The organism is Streptomyces sp. CA-210063 (genome assembly GCF_024612015.1).
GTDB lineage: Bacteria > Actinomycetota > Actinomycetes > Streptomycetales > Streptomycetaceae > Streptomyces.
On sequence record NZ_CP102512.1, the window covers coordinates 9677866 to 9692764 of the forward strand.

General features: G+C 72.3%; 14 protein-coding genes. 11 read left to right on the forward strand and 3 right to left on the reverse strand.

Translation table 11 applies throughout. From position 1 onward, the window contains the following. Nucleotides 1–38: 38 nt before the first annotated feature. From paaA to paaE, 5 genes are read left to right on the forward strand one after another with little or no spacing between them, the layout of a single operon-like run. The gene (gene paaA, locus JIX56_RS42445) at nucleotides 39–1031 is read left to right on the forward strand and encodes a 1,2-phenylacetyl-CoA epoxidase subunit PaaA (protein ID WP_257549064.1); all 993 of its coding nucleotides are present in this window, start codon (nucleotides 39–41) and stop codon (nucleotides 1029–1031) included. Further along, entirely contained in the window at nucleotides 1028–1366 is a 339-nt protein-coding gene (paaB, locus tag JIX56_RS42450; protein ID WP_257549066.1) for a 1,2-phenylacetyl-CoA epoxidase subunit PaaB, read from the forward strand. The genes paaA and paaB overlap by 4 nt, the downstream gene beginning before the upstream one ends. A gap of 10 nt (nucleotides 1367–1376) precedes the next feature. Next, a complete protein-coding gene (gene paaC / locus JIX56_RS42455; protein ID WP_257549068.1) occupies nucleotides 1377–2204 on the forward strand; it encodes a 1,2-phenylacetyl-CoA epoxidase subunit PaaC in 828 nt (275 codons plus the stop codon). Further along, nucleotides 2198–2704: a 1,2-phenylacetyl-CoA epoxidase subunit PaaD gene (gene paaD / locus JIX56_RS42460; protein ID WP_257549070.1), complete on the forward strand. Its 507-nt coding sequence runs from the start codon at nucleotides 2198–2200 to the stop codon at nucleotides 2702–2704. Before paaC ends, paaD begins: the two co-directional genes overlap by 7 nt. Further along, on the forward strand, nucleotides 2704–3909 hold the full coding sequence (gene paaE, locus JIX56_RS42465) for a 1,2-phenylacetyl-CoA epoxidase subunit PaaE (RefSeq protein ID WP_257549072.1): 1206 nt from the start codon (nucleotides 2704–2706) through the stop codon (nucleotides 3907–3909). The genes paaD and paaE overlap by 1 nt, the downstream gene beginning before the upstream one ends. A 155-nt stretch (nucleotides 3910–4064) precedes the next feature. Here paaE and JIX56_RS42470 read toward each other — a convergent pair whose 3' ends face one another. After that, entirely contained in the window at nucleotides 4065–5123 is a 1059-nt protein-coding gene (locus JIX56_RS42470) for a heme/hemin ABC transporter substrate-binding protein (RefSeq protein WP_257549074.1), read from the reverse strand. A 92-nt stretch (nucleotides 5124–5215) separates the two neighbouring features. Between JIX56_RS42470 and JIX56_RS42475 the strand changes: the two genes are divergently transcribed. From JIX56_RS42475 to JIX56_RS42490, 4 genes are all read left to right on the forward strand, one after another. Further along, nucleotides 5216–6004, forward strand: a complete 789-nt coding sequence (locus JIX56_RS42475; protein ID WP_257549075.1) for a hypothetical protein — start codon at nucleotides 5216–5218, stop codon at nucleotides 6002–6004. Nucleotides 6005–6106: 102 nt separating this feature from the next. Continuing rightward, nucleotides 6107–7087, forward strand: coding sequence for an HtaA domain-containing protein (locus JIX56_RS42480; protein WP_257551440.1), 981 nt, complete (start codon nucleotides 6107–6109; stop codon nucleotides 7085–7087). A 57-nt stretch (nucleotides 7088–7144) separates the two neighbouring features. After that, nucleotides 7145–7684, forward strand: coding sequence for a hypothetical protein (locus JIX56_RS42485; RefSeq protein WP_257549077.1), 540 nt, complete (start codon nucleotides 7145–7147; stop codon nucleotides 7682–7684). A gap of 86 nt (nucleotides 7685–7770) precedes the next feature. Next, nucleotides 7771–10398, forward strand: a complete 2628-nt coding sequence (locus JIX56_RS42490) for an immunoglobulin domain-containing protein (protein WP_257549079.1) — start codon at nucleotides 7771–7773, stop codon at nucleotides 10396–10398. Between the two features lie 92 nt (nucleotides 10399–10490). Here the strand turns inward: JIX56_RS42490 and JIX56_RS42495 are convergent, their stop codons facing one another. Then, nucleotides 10491–10979: an Lrp/AsnC family transcriptional regulator gene (locus JIX56_RS42495; protein WP_257549081.1), complete on the reverse strand. Its 489-nt coding sequence runs from the start codon at nucleotides 10977–10979 to the stop codon at nucleotides 10491–10493. 247 nt (nucleotides 10980–11226) lie between these two features. On the opposite strand from JIX56_RS42495, the gene JIX56_RS42500 reads away from it, so the two are divergent. Together JIX56_RS42500 and JIX56_RS42505 are read left to right on the forward strand one after the other, a co-directional pair. Beyond that, nucleotides 11227–12726: an FUSC family protein gene (locus JIX56_RS42500; RefSeq protein WP_257549083.1), complete on the forward strand. Its 1500-nt coding sequence runs from the start codon at nucleotides 11227–11229 to the stop codon at nucleotides 12724–12726. Nucleotides 12727–12776: 50 nt separating this feature from the next. Then, a complete protein-coding gene (locus tag JIX56_RS42505; protein WP_257549085.1) occupies nucleotides 12777–13835 on the forward strand; it encodes a lactonase family protein in 1059 nt (352 codons plus the stop codon). Between the two features lie 114 nt (nucleotides 13836–13949). On the opposite strand, the gene JIX56_RS42510 is transcribed toward JIX56_RS42505, so the two are convergent. Then, nucleotides 13950–14873 (reverse strand): sirohydrochlorin chelatase, encoded by a 924-nt coding sequence (locus JIX56_RS42510; protein ID WP_257549087.1) that lies wholly within the window; start codon nucleotides 14871–14873, stop codon nucleotides 13950–13952. Nucleotides 14874–14899 lie beyond the last annotated feature (26 nt).

Genomic DNA, 14899 nt, shown 5'->3' on the forward strand with positions numbered 1-14899 from the left:
TGGTACCGAACGAATGGTCGGTTGGGAAGCTGGTAGCGATGACGACGACAGACTCCGCCGGGGCGCCGTCCCAGGACCCCGAGGACACCCCGGACGCGCTGCGGGAGCACTTCGACGCGACGATCGCGCGGGACCAGCGGATCGAGCCGCGCGACTGGATGCCGGAGGGCTATCGCCGGACGCTCGTCCGGCAGATCGCGCAGCACGCGCACTCGGAGATCATCGGCATGCAGCCGGAGGGCGAGTGGATCACCCGGGCCCCCTCGCTGCGCCGCAAGGCGATCCTCTTCGCGAAGGTCCAGGACGAGGCGGGCCACGGGCTGTATCTGTACTCGGCGGCGGAGACCCTCGGCGCGGACCGTGCGGACCTGACCCGGCGACTGATCGAGGGCCGTCAGAAGTACTCCTCGATCTTCAACTACCCGACGGAGAGCTTCGCCGACGTGGGTGTCATCGGCTGGTTCGTGGACGGCGCGGCGATCTGCAACCAGGTGCCGCTGTGCCGGAGTTCGTACGGTCCGTACGCACGCGCGATGGTGCGGATCTGCAAGGAGGAGTCGTTCCATCAGCGACAGGGCTACGAGTTGCTGCTGACGATGATGCGCGGCACCGAGGCACAACGGGCGATGGTCCAGGACGCGGTGGACCGCTGGTGGTGGCCGTCGCTGATGATGTTCGGCCCGCCCGACGACGCCTCGCCCAACTCGGCGCAGTCCATGGCCTGGAAGATCAAGCGGCACTCCAATGACGAGCTGCGGCAGCGCTTCGTCGACATGACCGTCCCGCAGGCCCAGAAGCTCGGCGTCACGCTCCCCGACCCGGACCTGCGCTGGAACGAGGAGCGCGGCCGCCACGACTTCGGCACCCCCGACTGGGCCGAGCTGAAGCGCGTGATCAGCGGCGACGGACCGTGCAACGACCAGCGGATGGAACGGCGGCGGACCGCCCACGAAGAGGGCACCTGGGTGCGCGAGGCGGCCACCGCCCACGCGGCCAAGCAGAGCGAGCGAGCCCGGAAGGGGGCGGCATGACCGGCACGAACGACGGTACCGGCGCGCACGACGGTGGCGCGGCCCGCACGAACAAGGGCGACTGGCCGCTGTACGAGGTCTTCGTACGCGGCAAGCGCGGCCTGAACCACGTCCACGTGGGTTCCCTGCACGCCGCCGACGACACCATGGCCCTCACCCACGCCCGCGACCTGTACACCCGCCGCAACGAGGGCGTTTCCCTCTGGGTCGTGCGCTCGGAACACATCACCGCCTCCACCCGCGACGAGAAGGACCCCTTCTTCGAGCCCAGCGCCGACAAGGTGTACCGCCACCCCACGTTCTACGACATCCCCGACGAAGTCCCGCACATCTGAGGAGCAGGGCATGAGTGACGACCACGTCTACCTGACCCTCGCCGAGGGACACGAGGACGACGCCCGCTGGGCGTACGGCACCGGCTTCGAGGACCCCCTGCACGGCGTGGACACCACCGTGCCCGAGGGCGTCGACGTCCAGGAACTGGCCGCCACCTGTGTGGCGTTGGCCGACGACGCCCTGGTCCTGGCCCAGCGGCTCGCCGAGTGGACCACCCGCGCCCCCGAGCTGGAGGAGGAGGTCGCCCTCGCCAACATCGGCCTCGACCTCCTCGGCCAGGCCCGTCTGTTGTACTCCCGCGCCGGGCAGGTCGACGGCACCGGGCGCGACGAGGACGCGTACGCCTACTTCCGGGACGCCGACGACTTCCGCAACGTACGCCTCGCCGAACTCCCGGGCGGAGACTTCGCGTTCTCGATCGTCCGGCTGCTGGTGCTGTCCAGCTGGCGCCTCGCGCACTTCGAGCGGCTGGCGGAGCATCCCGACCAGGTGCTCGCGGCGATCGCCGCGAAGGGGGTCAAGGAGCTGACGTACCACCGGCAGTACGCCGCCGAGTGGGCGGTACGCCTGGGCGACGGCACGGAGGAGTCGCACCGGCGGATGCGCAAGGCGATGGAGCAAGTCGCCCCGTACTTCGGCGAGTTGTTCACCGCCTGCGACGTACGGGACGAGGTCGCCGCCGTGCTTCGCCAGGTCACCGAGGCGGCAGGGCTGCCCATGCCGGTGTACCGGCCGCTGCCGGGCGCGGGCCGGGGCGGCGACCACACCGAGCATCTCGCGCCGCTCCTCGCCGAGTTGCAGAGCGTGGCCCGTGCCCACCCGGAGGCGACATGGTGACGACCCTGACCGACGCGCGGCACCCCCGGCACATCGCCGAGCAGGTGCCGGACCCCGAACTGCCCATGCTGACGCTCGCCGACCTGGGTGTTCTGCGGGACGTGGAGTTGACCGAGGACGGCACGGTGGTCGCGAGCCTGACCCCGACCTACTCGGGCTGCCCGGCCATGGCCGAGATGCGCGCCGACGTGGCCGCGCGGTTGCGTGCCGCCGGCTATGAACGGGTGGAGATCCGCACGGTCCTCAACCCGCCCTGGACCACCGACTGGATCACCGAAACCGGCCGTCGCACACTCACCGAACACGGCATCGCCCCACCCGGAGTGGCTCCCCGAGGCCCGGTCCCCCTCGCGCTGTCGCCGACCCGGCGCACGGTGGCCTGCCCCCGCTGCGGCTCGGCGGACACCGAGGAGACCTCCCGCTTCGCCGCCACGCCCTGCAAGGCCCTGTGGCGCTGCCGCGCCTGCCGCGAGCCGTTCGAGTACGTCAAGGAGATCTGATGGAAGGCCTCAAGGAAGAACCGACGGGAGGCCTGCGGGTGGAGCCGGGAGGCCCGGTGCGTTCCGCCGCTCCGACCTCGGCTGATTCCGTCCCCCCGGCCTCGGCTGATTCCGTCGTTCCGGTGGCACGCCCGCGTCCCCGCCGCCGTCCGGCTTTCCACACGGTGCGTGTCGCCTCCGTGCAGTCCCTCTGTGAGGACGCCGTCGCCGTCGGTTTCGAGATCCCGGCCGAGCTGGCGGAGGAGTTCACGTTCTCGCCCGGGCAGTCGCTGACGCTGCGGCGGGAGATCGACGGGCGGGACGAGCGGCGGTCGTACTCGATCTGTTCGTCGGCCGGTACGGCGCCGCGTATCGGTGTCCGGGTCGTGCCGGGCGGTCTGTTCTCGTCGTGGCTCGTCAACGACGTACGGCCCGGCGACACCGTCGAGGTCATGGCCCCCACGGGTTTCTTCACCCCCGACCTCGGCACCCCCGGCCACCACGTGCTGATCGCGGCGGGCTCCGGCATCACGCCCATGGTCTCCATCGCCGAGTCCGTGCTGGCCGCGGACCTCCGCTCGACCGTGACCCTCTTCTACGGCAACCGCCGCAGCGGCACGGTGATGTTCGCCGACGAACTGGCCGACCTGAAGGACCTGTATCCGGCCCGCTTCCAGTTGGCCCACGTCCTGTCCCGTGAACCCCGAGAGGCCGAGGTGCTCTCGGGCCGCCTCGACGCCGATCGGCTCTCGGCGCTCATCGGCTCCCTGGTCGACGTCGACACGGCGGACCACTGGTGGCTGTGCGGCCCGCACGGCATGGTCCGCGACGCCCAGCGGGTCCTGGCCGGACTCGGCGTGCCGGCCGACCGCGTCCACCAGGAGCTGTTCTACGCCGACGACGAACCCGTGCGGGAGGTGCACCACGAGGAGGCCGCCGCCGAAGGCCCCGTCAGCGAGGTCACCGTCACCCTCGACGGCCGCTCCACGACCGCCGCCCTCTCCCGCGAGCGCAGCATCCTCGAAGGCGCCCAACGCACCCGCCCCGACCTGCCCTTCGCCTGCAAGGGCGGCGTCTGCGGGACCTGCCGCGCCCTGGTCACCGACGGCAAGGCCGACATGCGCCGCAACTTCGCCCTCGAACCGGCGGAGGTCGACGCGGGCTACGTCCTGACCTGCCAGTCGTACCCCGTCTCGGAGACCCTGACGGTCGACTTCGACACGTGAGAGCGTCCCTGAAAGACGACGGCCCCCGCGGGGCGAAAAGCACGGGGCGCAGCCCCTGCTTTTCAGGGGCGCGGGGCTGTGTCGACTTGCGGCTCCGCCGCGTGGGCGCGACCAGCCCCCACACACCCGCACACGACGACCAACCCGCCCCACCGTCACCCCCGATGCAACCGCTCCACCAGAATGTCGATCACCAACGGCGTACGCGGCCCGAAGCTGAGCAGCACCCCGTCCTCAAGGTCCACCACCCGCCGGTCCATCCCGGCCGGCGTCTCCTTGATCCCGGGAATCTCCACCAGCCCGTCCACGCCGCCGACCGACTCAAGTCCCTTGCTCATCATGAGGATCACATCGGGCTGGGCCTTGACGAGGGCCTCGCTGGTGATGGGCGTGAACGGTTTGTCCAGGCCCGCGGCCACCCCGGCATCCTCCGCCCCGGCCGCCGCGATGAGCGAGTCGGCCCCCGAGCCCTTCCCCCCGATGAGATAGACGGCGGCCGAGCCCCGCATGTACAGGAACGCCACCTTGGGCTCGCTGCCCTGGGGCACGGCAGCCCGCGCCGCCTTCAACTCGTCGGCGAAGCGCTGGTTGAGCGCCTTACCGGCGGCCGGCACCCCCAGCGCCTCCGCGACCCGTGCGGTCCGCGTGCTCACATCGGAGAGCTCGTTGGCCGGATCGAGTACGACCACGGGGATCCCGGCGTCACGGATCTGGTCGACGGCCTCACTGGGCCCGGTGTCGGTGTCGGCGAGCACCACGGTCGGCTCCAGCGAGAGCACGCTCTCGGCGCTCACGTCGTGCGCCTTGGTCACCTGGGGAAGGTCCTTGGCCTCCTCGAAGGTCGCGGTGATGTCCCGGCCGACAACCTTGTCACCGAGACCCAGTGTGAACACGATCTCCGCGATGCCCCCGTTGAGGGGAAGGATCCGCGAGGCGTCCTCGACGGTGACCTTCCGGCCGTCGGAGGAATCGACGGTGACGGGCAGCTTCGGCGTGGGCGCCTGACCCTCCAACGGGACGAGGGAGTTCGTCCTCAACTGCTTCTGGGCCGCGGCCGCACGGGCGCTCGCCGACGAGGGCGAGGGGTTCGCCTCCGCTGTGCCTCCCTCTTGGCCACTGCCTGCACATCCGGCCGCCAGCATCGCGAAAGCAACGGCGATCGCGGCAACTCCCCTTCGCCCCATGGTGAGTTGAGGTCTTCCGGACCTACGCATCGAACCGCCTTCCATGTCTACCGTTTGAACCAGGTGTTGGTTACCTTAGGTTAGCCTTACCTGAGTTTCCTATGGTGGGAGTGCTGACACCGATGCACAGATGTGGCCTACGAGCCCTACGAGCCGCCCCGGCGGCCGTCGCCGTCGCGAGTGCCCTGATCCTCTTCCCGGCCCCCTCGGCGGTGGCCGCCGGCGGCTCGGCGACCGGCCCCGAGAACCAGAAGCTCACCGTCTCCACGTCCTCCGGACTCGACCCGGACGGCGAGACGGTCACCGTGTCCGGCACCGGCTACAACACCGAGAAGGGCATCTACGTCGCCTTCTGTGTGGACAACGGCGCGGGCAAGACCCCCACACCCTGCATCGGCGGCGTCGACATGTCCGGCGACTCCGGCGCCTCGGTGTGGATCTCCTCCAACCCGCCTTCGTACGGGGAGGGGTTGGCCGAGCCGTACAAGGGCAGCGGGCACAAGGGCACGTTCTCCGTGCGGATCAAGGTGCGGGCCAAGGACGCCAACACCGACTGCGCCAAGTCCGGCGTGACCTGCTCCGTGATCACCCGCAACGACCACACCCGGGGCGGCGACCAGAGCCAGACGGTCCGTATCCCGGTGACCTTCGCCGGAACCGGCAGTGACAGCGACTCCGGCACCGACAGTACGGCGACCCCGTCGGCCGGTACGGGTGCGACGACCACCGCCGGCAGCAGCGGTACGACGAGCGACACGGACACCTCGGACGACCCGCTGGCCAGCACGGGCAGCGCCGCCGTGCCGCTCGGCATCACCGCGGCCGGGCTGGTCGCGGCAGGCGGGGCGGCCTGGGGCTGGGCCCGCCGACGCCGTACCGCCACCGCGCCCGGCAGCGCGGGCCCGAGCTGACGGCAGGTCAGGGTCAGTCGTACACAAGCCAGTTGACTCCCCGCCCGAGGCGGGGTGTCCCGTCGGCCTCACGGCCGACATTCCAGGGAGGACTTCGACGTGATGAACAGACCTGGTGCCGCGGTGACAGTGGCGGGCGCGTTGCTCACCCTGCTCTGCCAGGGCACGGCGACGGCACAGGAGGGGGCGGCCTCACGTGAGGTGTCCGGCGGATACGCGAGCTGGGGCCCGACCTTCGAGGCGTCCACCGGCGCCGACGCGACGGTGACGGCCGGGGCGCCCGCCGTACGCGGCTCCGGCGGCCGGACCTGGTTCCCGGTCGACGGCGGCAACGCGGCCCCGGCCGCCGGGGACGCGGACGTCGACCTGGACGGCTCCATCCGCCTGGCCGGGGTCGGCGCCGACACCCTGACCCTCGGCGAGCTGCGCCTGCGGCTGGACGGCGGCACCGGCACCCTACGGGTGCGCGCCGAACGGGCGGGGGAGAGCGGCGACTTGACGTTGGCAGAGGTCGGCACGGGTGCCACCGCGCCGACCGTACGCAGCGGCGGCGCGACCTGGTCCGGCCTGCGTGTGTCGCTGACCGCCGAGGGCGCCGAACTGCTCGCCGAATGGAGTGGTCGGCCGTACACGGCAGGCGACGAACTCGCCCCGCTCGACGTGACCGTGGGCACCGGCACCTCAGGGACCGGCGAACCGCAGGACGGGACCGCCGACGACGCGTCCTCACCCGCCTCGGACGCGAGCGACACGTCGGCAGGGTCCGCGGAAGCCGCCGAGGTCGAGGCCGAGGCCGAACAGGGCACCGTGGCGGCCCCGTCCGCGGCCGTGGAACGCGTGAGCCTGGCCCCGGGTGCCGGACAACGGGTCACCGGCGAAGGCTTCGAGCCGGGTGAGGTCGTGCTGGTCGCGATCGACGACGACACCCGCTTTCAGGCCGTGGCCGACGACTCGGGCGAGGTCGCCCGCGACTTCCCGGTGTACGACAGCGCGACCGAGGGCGCGCACACGGTTCGGCTGTACTCCGTGACCGGTGGCCGCGAGGCCGTGTCGGAGTTCACCGTGTTGACAAAGAGATCATGAAAGCACTTAGGTAAGGCTTACCTAAGTATCGCAGTCTTCGAGAAAGGTCCTCTCCCGATGAGAGTCGTTCCTTCCGCCCGCACCGCCGCCCGCGCCGGTCTCGCCGTCGCCGCCTCCGCCGCTCTGACCCTGGGCCTCGCCACCTCGGCCTCCGCCGCCACCTCGACCCGCACGATCGTCGACGGCGGCACGACCTACAGCCTGTCCCTGACCGCGCCGAACACGGCTGCCGCGTCGGGCCAGGTCATCACCGTCTCCGGCTCCGGCTACAACACCGGCCAGGGCATCTACGTCGGCCTCTGCGTCGTCGACGGCGCCCAGGGCGCCAACAAGCCCACCCCCTGCCTCGGCGGCCAGGACGAGGACGGCTCGACCGGTGCCTCGCACTGGATCAACAACACCTTCGGCGGCCTGTTCGCCAACAGCTCCAGGTTCGGCACGGGCGGCACCTTCAGCGTGAACATCTACGTCAAGGCCACCCTCGAAGACGGCAGCGTCTGCGGCGAGGACGTCACCTGCGCGGTGGTGACCCGCGCCGACCACTTCGACACCAACGACCGCAACTACGACGTCCACGCCCCCCTCGCCTTCCAGTAACCACTCACCAGGCCGGGCCCCTTCACCCAGGGGCCCGGCCCTCGGCGTCCCCCGGGTGCGGGGCGCACCCGACGAATGAGGAATCCATGACAGAGGACACGACGGACCGGCGGTGGCCGGGCCGCGCGGCCGGACTGCGGCTCAGACGCCCCGCGGCGCTGCTCGGAGCCGCCGCCCTGGTGGCCGCCGCGGTCACCGCCGTCACGGTGAGCACCGCCGCCCAGGCCGCCGACACCCCCAGGACGGGCCTCGGCAAGGACGGTCAGAAACTGACCGTCTCCGCCTCCGCCAACCTGGACCCCGACGGCGAGACGCTGAAGGTCACCGGCTCCGGCTACGACGCGACGAAGGCCATCTACGTGGCCCTCTGCCGGGACAACGGCGACGGCAAGATCCCCACCCCGTGCATCGGCGGCGCCGACGAGAACGGCACCGGCAACTCCTCGCAGTGGATCGTCCCCGAGGGCGACGAATACGCGGGCGACCTCGCCCTCACGTGGGGCCCGGGCGGCACCTTCGACGTCGAGATCGCCGTCAAGGCCAAGGACAACGGCGTCGACTGCACCCAGGTCGTCTGCTCGGTCGTCACCCGCGTCGACCACCGCAACTCCGGCGACCGCTCCCAGGACGTCCACGTGCCCGTCACCTTCGAGGGCCAGGACACCGGCGACGGGGACGGCGATGGCGTGGACGTGCCCGCCGGCACGGTCAGCTATGTCGAGTCCGCCGCGTTCACCGCGGCCGGCGAGGTCAAGGACCTCCTCCTGCACCCCGAGTCCGGCAAGCTGTACGCCGGTTCCGAGGACTTCGTCGACACCGGGGACGTCAACGAGCGCGGCCTGCACGCCCTCGACGCGGCCGACGGCAAGAGCCTCAGCCACATCTCCCAGGCCCCCGGCTCGGGCGGCGCCCTCGGCCCCCGCAACGTCTCGATGATCGCCGCCCCGCTCGCCGGCGACGGCGTCGTCTTCCACTACCCGCTGCGCGGCATCGGCACGGCCAAGGACGGCGACACGGCGGCCGCCGGCAAGTGGCTCGCGGGCGGCACCGTCACCGGAGTCGGCCCGGGCACCAAGGACTCCACCGTCCTGGTCGCCCAGGGCGCCCAGCTCTCCGAGGTCGACATCGCCACTGGCCTCCCCCTCGACAACCGAACCCTCACCATCGAGGGCGCCTCCCTGCTCGGCGTCGACAAGGCCCACGGCGCGGCCTGGTCCGCCGGGTCCGACGGCGGCGACCTGCGCCGCGTCGACACCGGTACCTTCACGGTCACCGCCACCGCCGAACTCCCGGCCGCCTCCGTCGGGTTCGTCGAGGCCGACCCCGCCACCGGCAACGTCTGGGTGGGCAGCGGGAACTCCGTCCGCGTGTACGACAAGGACGCCAAGCTCCTGAAGACCGTCGACGGGCCGGACGAGGCCGTCGACATCGCCTTCGACACCACCACCGGGCGCGCCTTCGTCGTCTGGCAGGACAACGGCGACTCCGGCGACGGCGGCGACAACACCAGCCACCTGGGCGTGTACGACACCGCCGGCTACGCGGAGGCCGCCACATCCACGAAGCTGGCGGACAACAACTCCCAGGTCGGCGAGGCCTCCGTCGCGGTCGCCCCGGGCGGCACCAGCGTCTACGTCAGCAGCCCCTTCGAGGGTGAGATCACCAAGCTCGACCGCCGGATGTCCCCCAAGGTGACCCAGTCCCCGACCGACCGGACCGTGGCCCCGGGCGACGAGGTCTCGTTCGTCGCGGCGGCCGAGGGCACCCCCGAACCCACCGTGGCGTGGGAGGTCAGCGTCAACGGCGGCCAGACCTGGTCCGCGATCGAGGGCGCGACGAAGAACACGTACTCCTTCACCGCCAAGGCGGCGCACGACGGCTACGCGTACCGCGCGGTGTTCACCAACTCCGTCGGCGTCACCCGCACTTCACCCTTCACGCTCACCGTCACCGAGGCCGACGACAGCACCGGCGGCGGCGACGGCGACGGGGACGGTGAGGGCAGCGAGCCCTCCGGCACGAAGACCGTCACCGGCTCCGACGGCCAGAAGCTCACCGTCACCCCGGTCAACAACCTCGCCACCGAGAACCAGACCCTGAAGGTCACCGGCTCAGGCTACGACGAGGAGAAGGGCATCTACGTCGCCCTGTGCGTCGACAACGGCGACGGCGAACTGCCCACGCCGTGCATCGGCGGCGTCGACATGACCGGCGAGTCGCACTCGTCCGCGTGGATCTCCTCCAACCCGCCGGACTACGGCGAGGAGCTGGCGACCCCGTACGAGGACGGCGGCAAGTTCGAGGTCGAGCTGACCATCGACGCCAAGGACGAGTACACCGACTGCTTCAAGGCCACGTGTGTCCTCGCCACCCGCGCCGACCACACCCTGTCCGGCGACCGCTCGCAGGACGTCAAGGTCCCGGTCGCCTTCGTCGGCCAGGACCCGGTGGACACCGACGACGAGGGTGACGGCGACAGCGCCGGTGGCACGTCCACCGGCGGCGGCTCCAGCAGCGGTTCGACGTCCGGTGGCAGTGGCACGACCGGCGGCTCCAGCAGCACGGGCGGCTCCACCACCACCGGCGACGACGGCAGCCTCGCCTCCACCGGCCTGACCGTCCTCGGCGTGGCCGCCTCGGCCGCCGCGCTGACGGTGACGGGCTGGATCCTCCACCGACGAGCCCGGGGAATGGGCCGAGACACGGCGTCCTGAGCCACCGGAGCAAGAGCGGCAGCGAGAACCGGAGCCCGGTCCGCCGACACGTTCGGCTGACCGGGCTCCGGGCGTCTCACCCCGATGCCATGTCAGTTCTTCGCAGGCCTGCCCGCCGCCGAGCCGATCGACTCGACCAACGGCGACAGTCGGTACGGCACCCGCTCCCTGAGCGCCACCTCCGTACGCGTGCGCACCACGCCCGGCAGGCTGATCAGCGCCTGGATCACGTCCTCCAGATGCGCGTTGTCCCGGGCCACGACCCGTGTCAGGAGGTCGCCGCCGCCCGTGATCGAGAACGCCTCGATGATCTCCGGTACGGCCGCCAGCGCGTCGCCCACGTCGTCGAGGTGCCCCTGGGTCACCTCGATGTGCACGAAGGCGAGCACCGGATGGCCGAGTGCGGCGGGGGAGAGCGACGGACCCGTGCCGGTGATCACACCATCGCGTTCCAGACGGTCGAGGCGGGCCTGGAGGGTGCCCCGGGCCACGCCGAGGATGCGGGCGTACTCGCGCACGCTGGTGCGCGGCTGGTCCAGCAGCAGCCGCAGGATGCGGGTGTCGAGCTCGTCCACGGCCATGGTCCGTTGGCTTCCCTCCGCCATTCGGTGATCACGAAAACTGTACCAATGGACCAGTGAACCGGATGCCGGTTGAGCCATCGTCACTCTGGTGCTTTCCTGGGGGACATCCATGGCGCCGCGCAGCGCAGGACGGCAATGAGGCCGGTCCGTGCCCGCGGCGCCATTTCCATGCCGTGACGGCGTGGTCGTGTCCGGACTGGCTGAAGCTGAACGGGAGAGGGGCGGGCGGCCCACGGTGAAGAGGATGTTCATGGCTCCGGACCCGGGGCTGCTGCGGCTGCGGATCTCGTTGCGGGCGGTGCTCGGCATCGGCCTCGCGGTGACCCTGTCGGAGCTGGCCGGGCTGTCGCTGACCGCCTCGATCACGGGCGGGCTCGCGGCGCTCCTCGCGCTGTTCACGGTCGCCGACCCGACCGTGCGCGGCCAGGCGCTCACCACCGCGCTGCTGCCCGCCGTGGGCTTCCCGGTCCTGGCCCTCGCGACGGTGCTGCACGACCTGCCGGCGCCGCGCGACGCGATCTGGCTCGCTGTGATCTTCTGCGGCGTCTACGCCCGCCGCTGGGGACCACGCGGCCACGCGCTCGGCATCTTCGCCTTCATGACCTTCTTCGTCACCCAGTTCCTGCACGCCGTCCCCGGCCAACTGCCCGAGCTGTACACGGCGATGAGCCTGTCGCTGGCCGCGTCCTCGGCCGTGCGCTTCGGCGCCTGGTGCATCGAGCGGCGCACCCCGCCGGCGGCCGCGCCCGCCCCGGGCGACGGCCGCGGCCTCGCCCGCCCCACCACCCGCCAGGCCTTCCAGGCGAGCGCCGCCTGCGCCTTCGCGATGGTCGCCGGGCAGGTCCTCTCGCAGGAGCGCTGGTACTGGGCCGTCGGCACCGCCTGGTGGATCTTCGTGAACACCACGTCGCGCGGTGAGACCCTGGTCCGCGGCTTCCGACGCGTCCTCGGCACGGTCACCGGCATCCTCGTCGGCCTCCTCGTCGCCGTCCCCCTGCACGGCGCCCCGGCCCCCACCGCCGCCCTCGTCGCCGCCTGCGTGTTCGGCATCTTCTACACGGCCGCCGTGTCGTACTCCTGGATGATGCTGTGCGTCACCGTCATGGCGGGCCTGCTCTACGGGCTCCTCGGTGTCCTGGATCCGGCGCTCCTCGGGCTCCGGCTCGCGCAGACCGGGGTCGGCGCGCTCGGGGCCGCGCTCGCCGTGGCGCTGATCCTCCCCGTCACCACGGACGCCGTCACCAACCGGTGGGTCCGGCGGGCTCTGCACGCGGTGCACGGCTGCACCGCGACGGCGGCCCGGCGCCTGGCGGGCGACCCCGACGCGGACCCGGCGCCGCGCGTGGCGGAGCTGGAGGCACTTCTGGGGCGCGTACGCCTGTCCCTCGCGCCCCTGGTACATCCGCTCAACCCGCTGCGACCGCGCAAGGAACGGGCCCGCCGGGTGCTCGCCCTGCTCGACGACTGCGCCCGGGAGGCCCGCGGTCTCGCCGCCGTCGCCGCCGACCCGGACGCCTCCCACGACGCCCGCCTCACCGCCGCCTGCCGCCGCGTCGAGTCGGCCGTCGAGACCCTGGTCGGCGCCGTACCCGAGCGAGCCGCCCCAGCGCACGCCGGCGTCCCGCACCCCGGCCAACACCCCGGCGCGGAACAGGCCCTCGCGCACCTCCACGGCCTGGAACGTGCCCTCGCGGACCTCGCCCAGCCCTTGCGAGGCTCGTCCCTGGTACAGACTTTGGTCTAGACCTCCTGCTACTGTTCGCGCGCACGGCAGACGAGCGGGAGGGGACGGCAGTGACAGCAGCAGCTCGGGCGGCGGACGGGCGGCGGCCACGACGGGCCTACATCGGGTCGTTCACCTCGGCGGGAGGCCCCGGCGTCCTCGTCGCCGCCGTGGACGAGGAGAGCGGCGCGCTGACCGTCCTCGGCGGCGCGGACGACGTCCCCGACCCGTCCTACCTCGCCCTCTCGCCGGACGGGGACACGCTGTACGCGGTCAGCGAGACGGCTCCGGGAGCCGTGGCCGCCTACCGGGTGACGGGCGACAAGCCCGAGTTGACCGGGCCGCCGGTGGCGGTCGGCGACGGACCCACGCACCTCTGCCCGCACGCCGGCCACGTCCTGACCGCCGACCACGGCTCCGGCAGCGTGACCGCCGTCCCCCTGCGCCCCGACGGAACCCTCGCGGGCCCCGCGTCCGGAACGCTCCGGCACACCGGATCGGGCCCGCACCCCCGTCACCAGCGGGAGCCGCACGCCCACCAGGTGCTGCCCGACCCGAGCGGCCGGTGGTTCCTCGGCGTCGACCTCGGCACGGACTCGGTGCGGGTGTGCGCGCTGGTGGACGGCGTACCCGTCGTCCACCACGAGACAGCGCTCCGGCCGGGCTCCGGCCCCCGCCACCTCGCCTTCCACCCGCACGGGCCGGACGGATCGTACGTCTATGTGCTGAACGAACTCGCCCCCACGGTCACCGTCTGCCGCTGGAACGCCTCTGCGGGCCTGCTGGAGCCACTGGGAGAGGCGTCGGTACTTCCGGACACCCCGGAGGGCGACGCGTACCCCTCAGGCATCGCCGTGTCTTGCGACGGCCGCTTCGTCTGGACGGCCACACGCGGCACGGACGTGCTCTCCGTGCTCGCGGTCGAGGGTGCCGGGCTGCGCCTGGTCACGACCGTGCCCTGCGGCGGCGAGTGGCCGCGCGCCCTCGGCCACGCCGCCGGGACGCTGTATGTGGCCAACCAGCACTCCGGCGACGTCACCTGGTTCACGGTCGACCCGGACACGGGCACACCGGTGCGAGGCGGTTCCATCGAGGTGCCCGCGGCTTCCTGCGTCGTCCTGGACCTCTGAGCCGGAGGTCCGGCGAGGTCCGCAGGCCGGCATGCATACGGCCGAGGGCCCGCTCCTGCGAGAGGAGCGGGCCCTCGGCCGTACGGGTCGTGGTCCGGTTTCAGTGCGCCGGACTCAACGGACCGGCATGCCCTGCGGCTGCTGCGGCGCGATGCCGAGCGCCGTCGTGTACTTGCCGAGCGCCAGCTTGCCGATCGCCGGGTAGGGGCCGAGCGCCTCGGCCGCGGAACAGCCCGCCTCCTTCGCGGCCGCCTCGATCAGACCGGCGTCGATCTCCGGCCCTATCAGGTACGGCGCGAGCGCGAGCTGCTGGGAGCCCGAGGCGCGCAGCTGCTCGGCCACGGAGGTGATCGAGCCCTCCTGGTCGAGCGCGGCGGCCATCACCGGCACGGCGAGCCGCGCGGCCAGCAGCATGCCCGTGATCCCGGCCGCCTGCACGGCCTCCTCGCCGCCCACGGACGCGAGGACGATGCCGTCCGCGGCGGTGGCGACGGTGAACAGCCGGGCCCGGTCGGCACGCGCCAGACCGGCCTCGGACAGCCGCACGTGCAGCGCCTCGGCGAGCAGCGGGTGCGGGCCGAGGACGTCGGTCAGCTCGGCCGCGATACGGCTCTCCATGACGGCCTGCCGGACCTGGCGCAGCGTCGCGCTGTCCGGACCGGCCAGCAGGGGCACGACGACGGCGACGGGGCCGTCCGGCTCCTTGACGTCCATGCCGGCGGCGCGGGCCTGCTCATAACGGGCGGTGCGCTCCTCGGCGGCGTACGCGAGCACCGACTGCAGCGTGGGGAACTCGTCGGCACCACCGTCGACGTAGCCGATGCGGGCGTCGAGGCCGGGCAGCTCGGAGCGTGCGATGCTCACGACCTCCTCGGCGAGGCTGCGCGTGGCGGCGCTGGGCGTGCCGGGCACCGCGAGGACGAGCGCGGGCGCGCCCTCGGGAGCCGCCAACGGCTCCGGGCGGCGGTGCCGCCCGGGCTGGCGGGGTCGCGGCATTCGTACTGGCAGGCCGGACGCGGGCCCAGTGGGGGAGCTCATGGCGCCGCATGTTACTGGCTTCTTGG

Bases quoted from the DNA above. Each gene is read 5' to 3' on its own strand.
- paaA (WP_257549064.1), top strand. From the start codon at position 39: ATGACGACGACAGACTCCGCCGGGGCGCCGTCCCAGGACCCCGAGGAC.
- paaB (WP_257549066.1), top strand. From the start codon at position 1,028: ATGACCGGCACGAACGACGGTACCGGCGCGCACGACGGTGGCGCGGCC.
- paaC (WP_257549068.1), top strand. From the start codon at position 1,377: ATGAGTGACGACCACGTCTACCTGACCCTCGCCGAGGGACACGAGGAC.
- paaD (WP_257549070.1), top strand. From the start codon at position 2,198: ATGGTGACGACCCTGACCGACGCGCGGCACCCCCGGCACATCGCCGAG.
- paaE (WP_257549072.1), top strand. From the start codon at position 2,704: ATGGAAGGCCTCAAGGAAGAACCGACGGGAGGCCTGCGGGTGGAGCCG.
- JIX56_RS42470 (WP_257549074.1), bottom strand. From the start codon at position 5,123: ATGCGTAGGTCCGGAAGACCTCAACTCACCATGGGGCGAAGGGGAGTT.
- JIX56_RS42475 (WP_257549075.1), top strand. From the start codon at position 5,216: ATGCACAGATGTGGCCTACGAGCCCTACGAGCCGCCCCGGCGGCCGTC.
- JIX56_RS42480 (WP_257551440.1), top strand. From the start codon at position 6,107: ATGAACAGACCTGGTGCCGCGGTGACAGTGGCGGGCGCGTTGCTCACC.
- JIX56_RS42485 (WP_257549077.1), top strand. From the start codon at position 7,145: ATGAGAGTCGTTCCTTCCGCCCGCACCGCCGCCCGCGCCGGTCTCGCC.
- JIX56_RS42490 (WP_257549079.1), top strand. From the start codon at position 7,771: ATGACAGAGGACACGACGGACCGGCGGTGGCCGGGCCGCGCGGCCGGA.
- JIX56_RS42495 (WP_257549081.1), bottom strand. From the start codon at position 10,979: ATGGCCGTGGACGAGCTCGACACCCGCATCCTGCGGCTGCTGCTGGAC.
- JIX56_RS42500 (WP_257549083.1), top strand. From the start codon at position 11,227: ATGTTCATGGCTCCGGACCCGGGGCTGCTGCGGCTGCGGATCTCGTTG.
- JIX56_RS42510 (WP_257549087.1), bottom strand. From the start codon at position 14,873: ATGAGCTCCCCCACTGGGCCCGCGTCCGGCCTGCCAGTACGAATGCCG.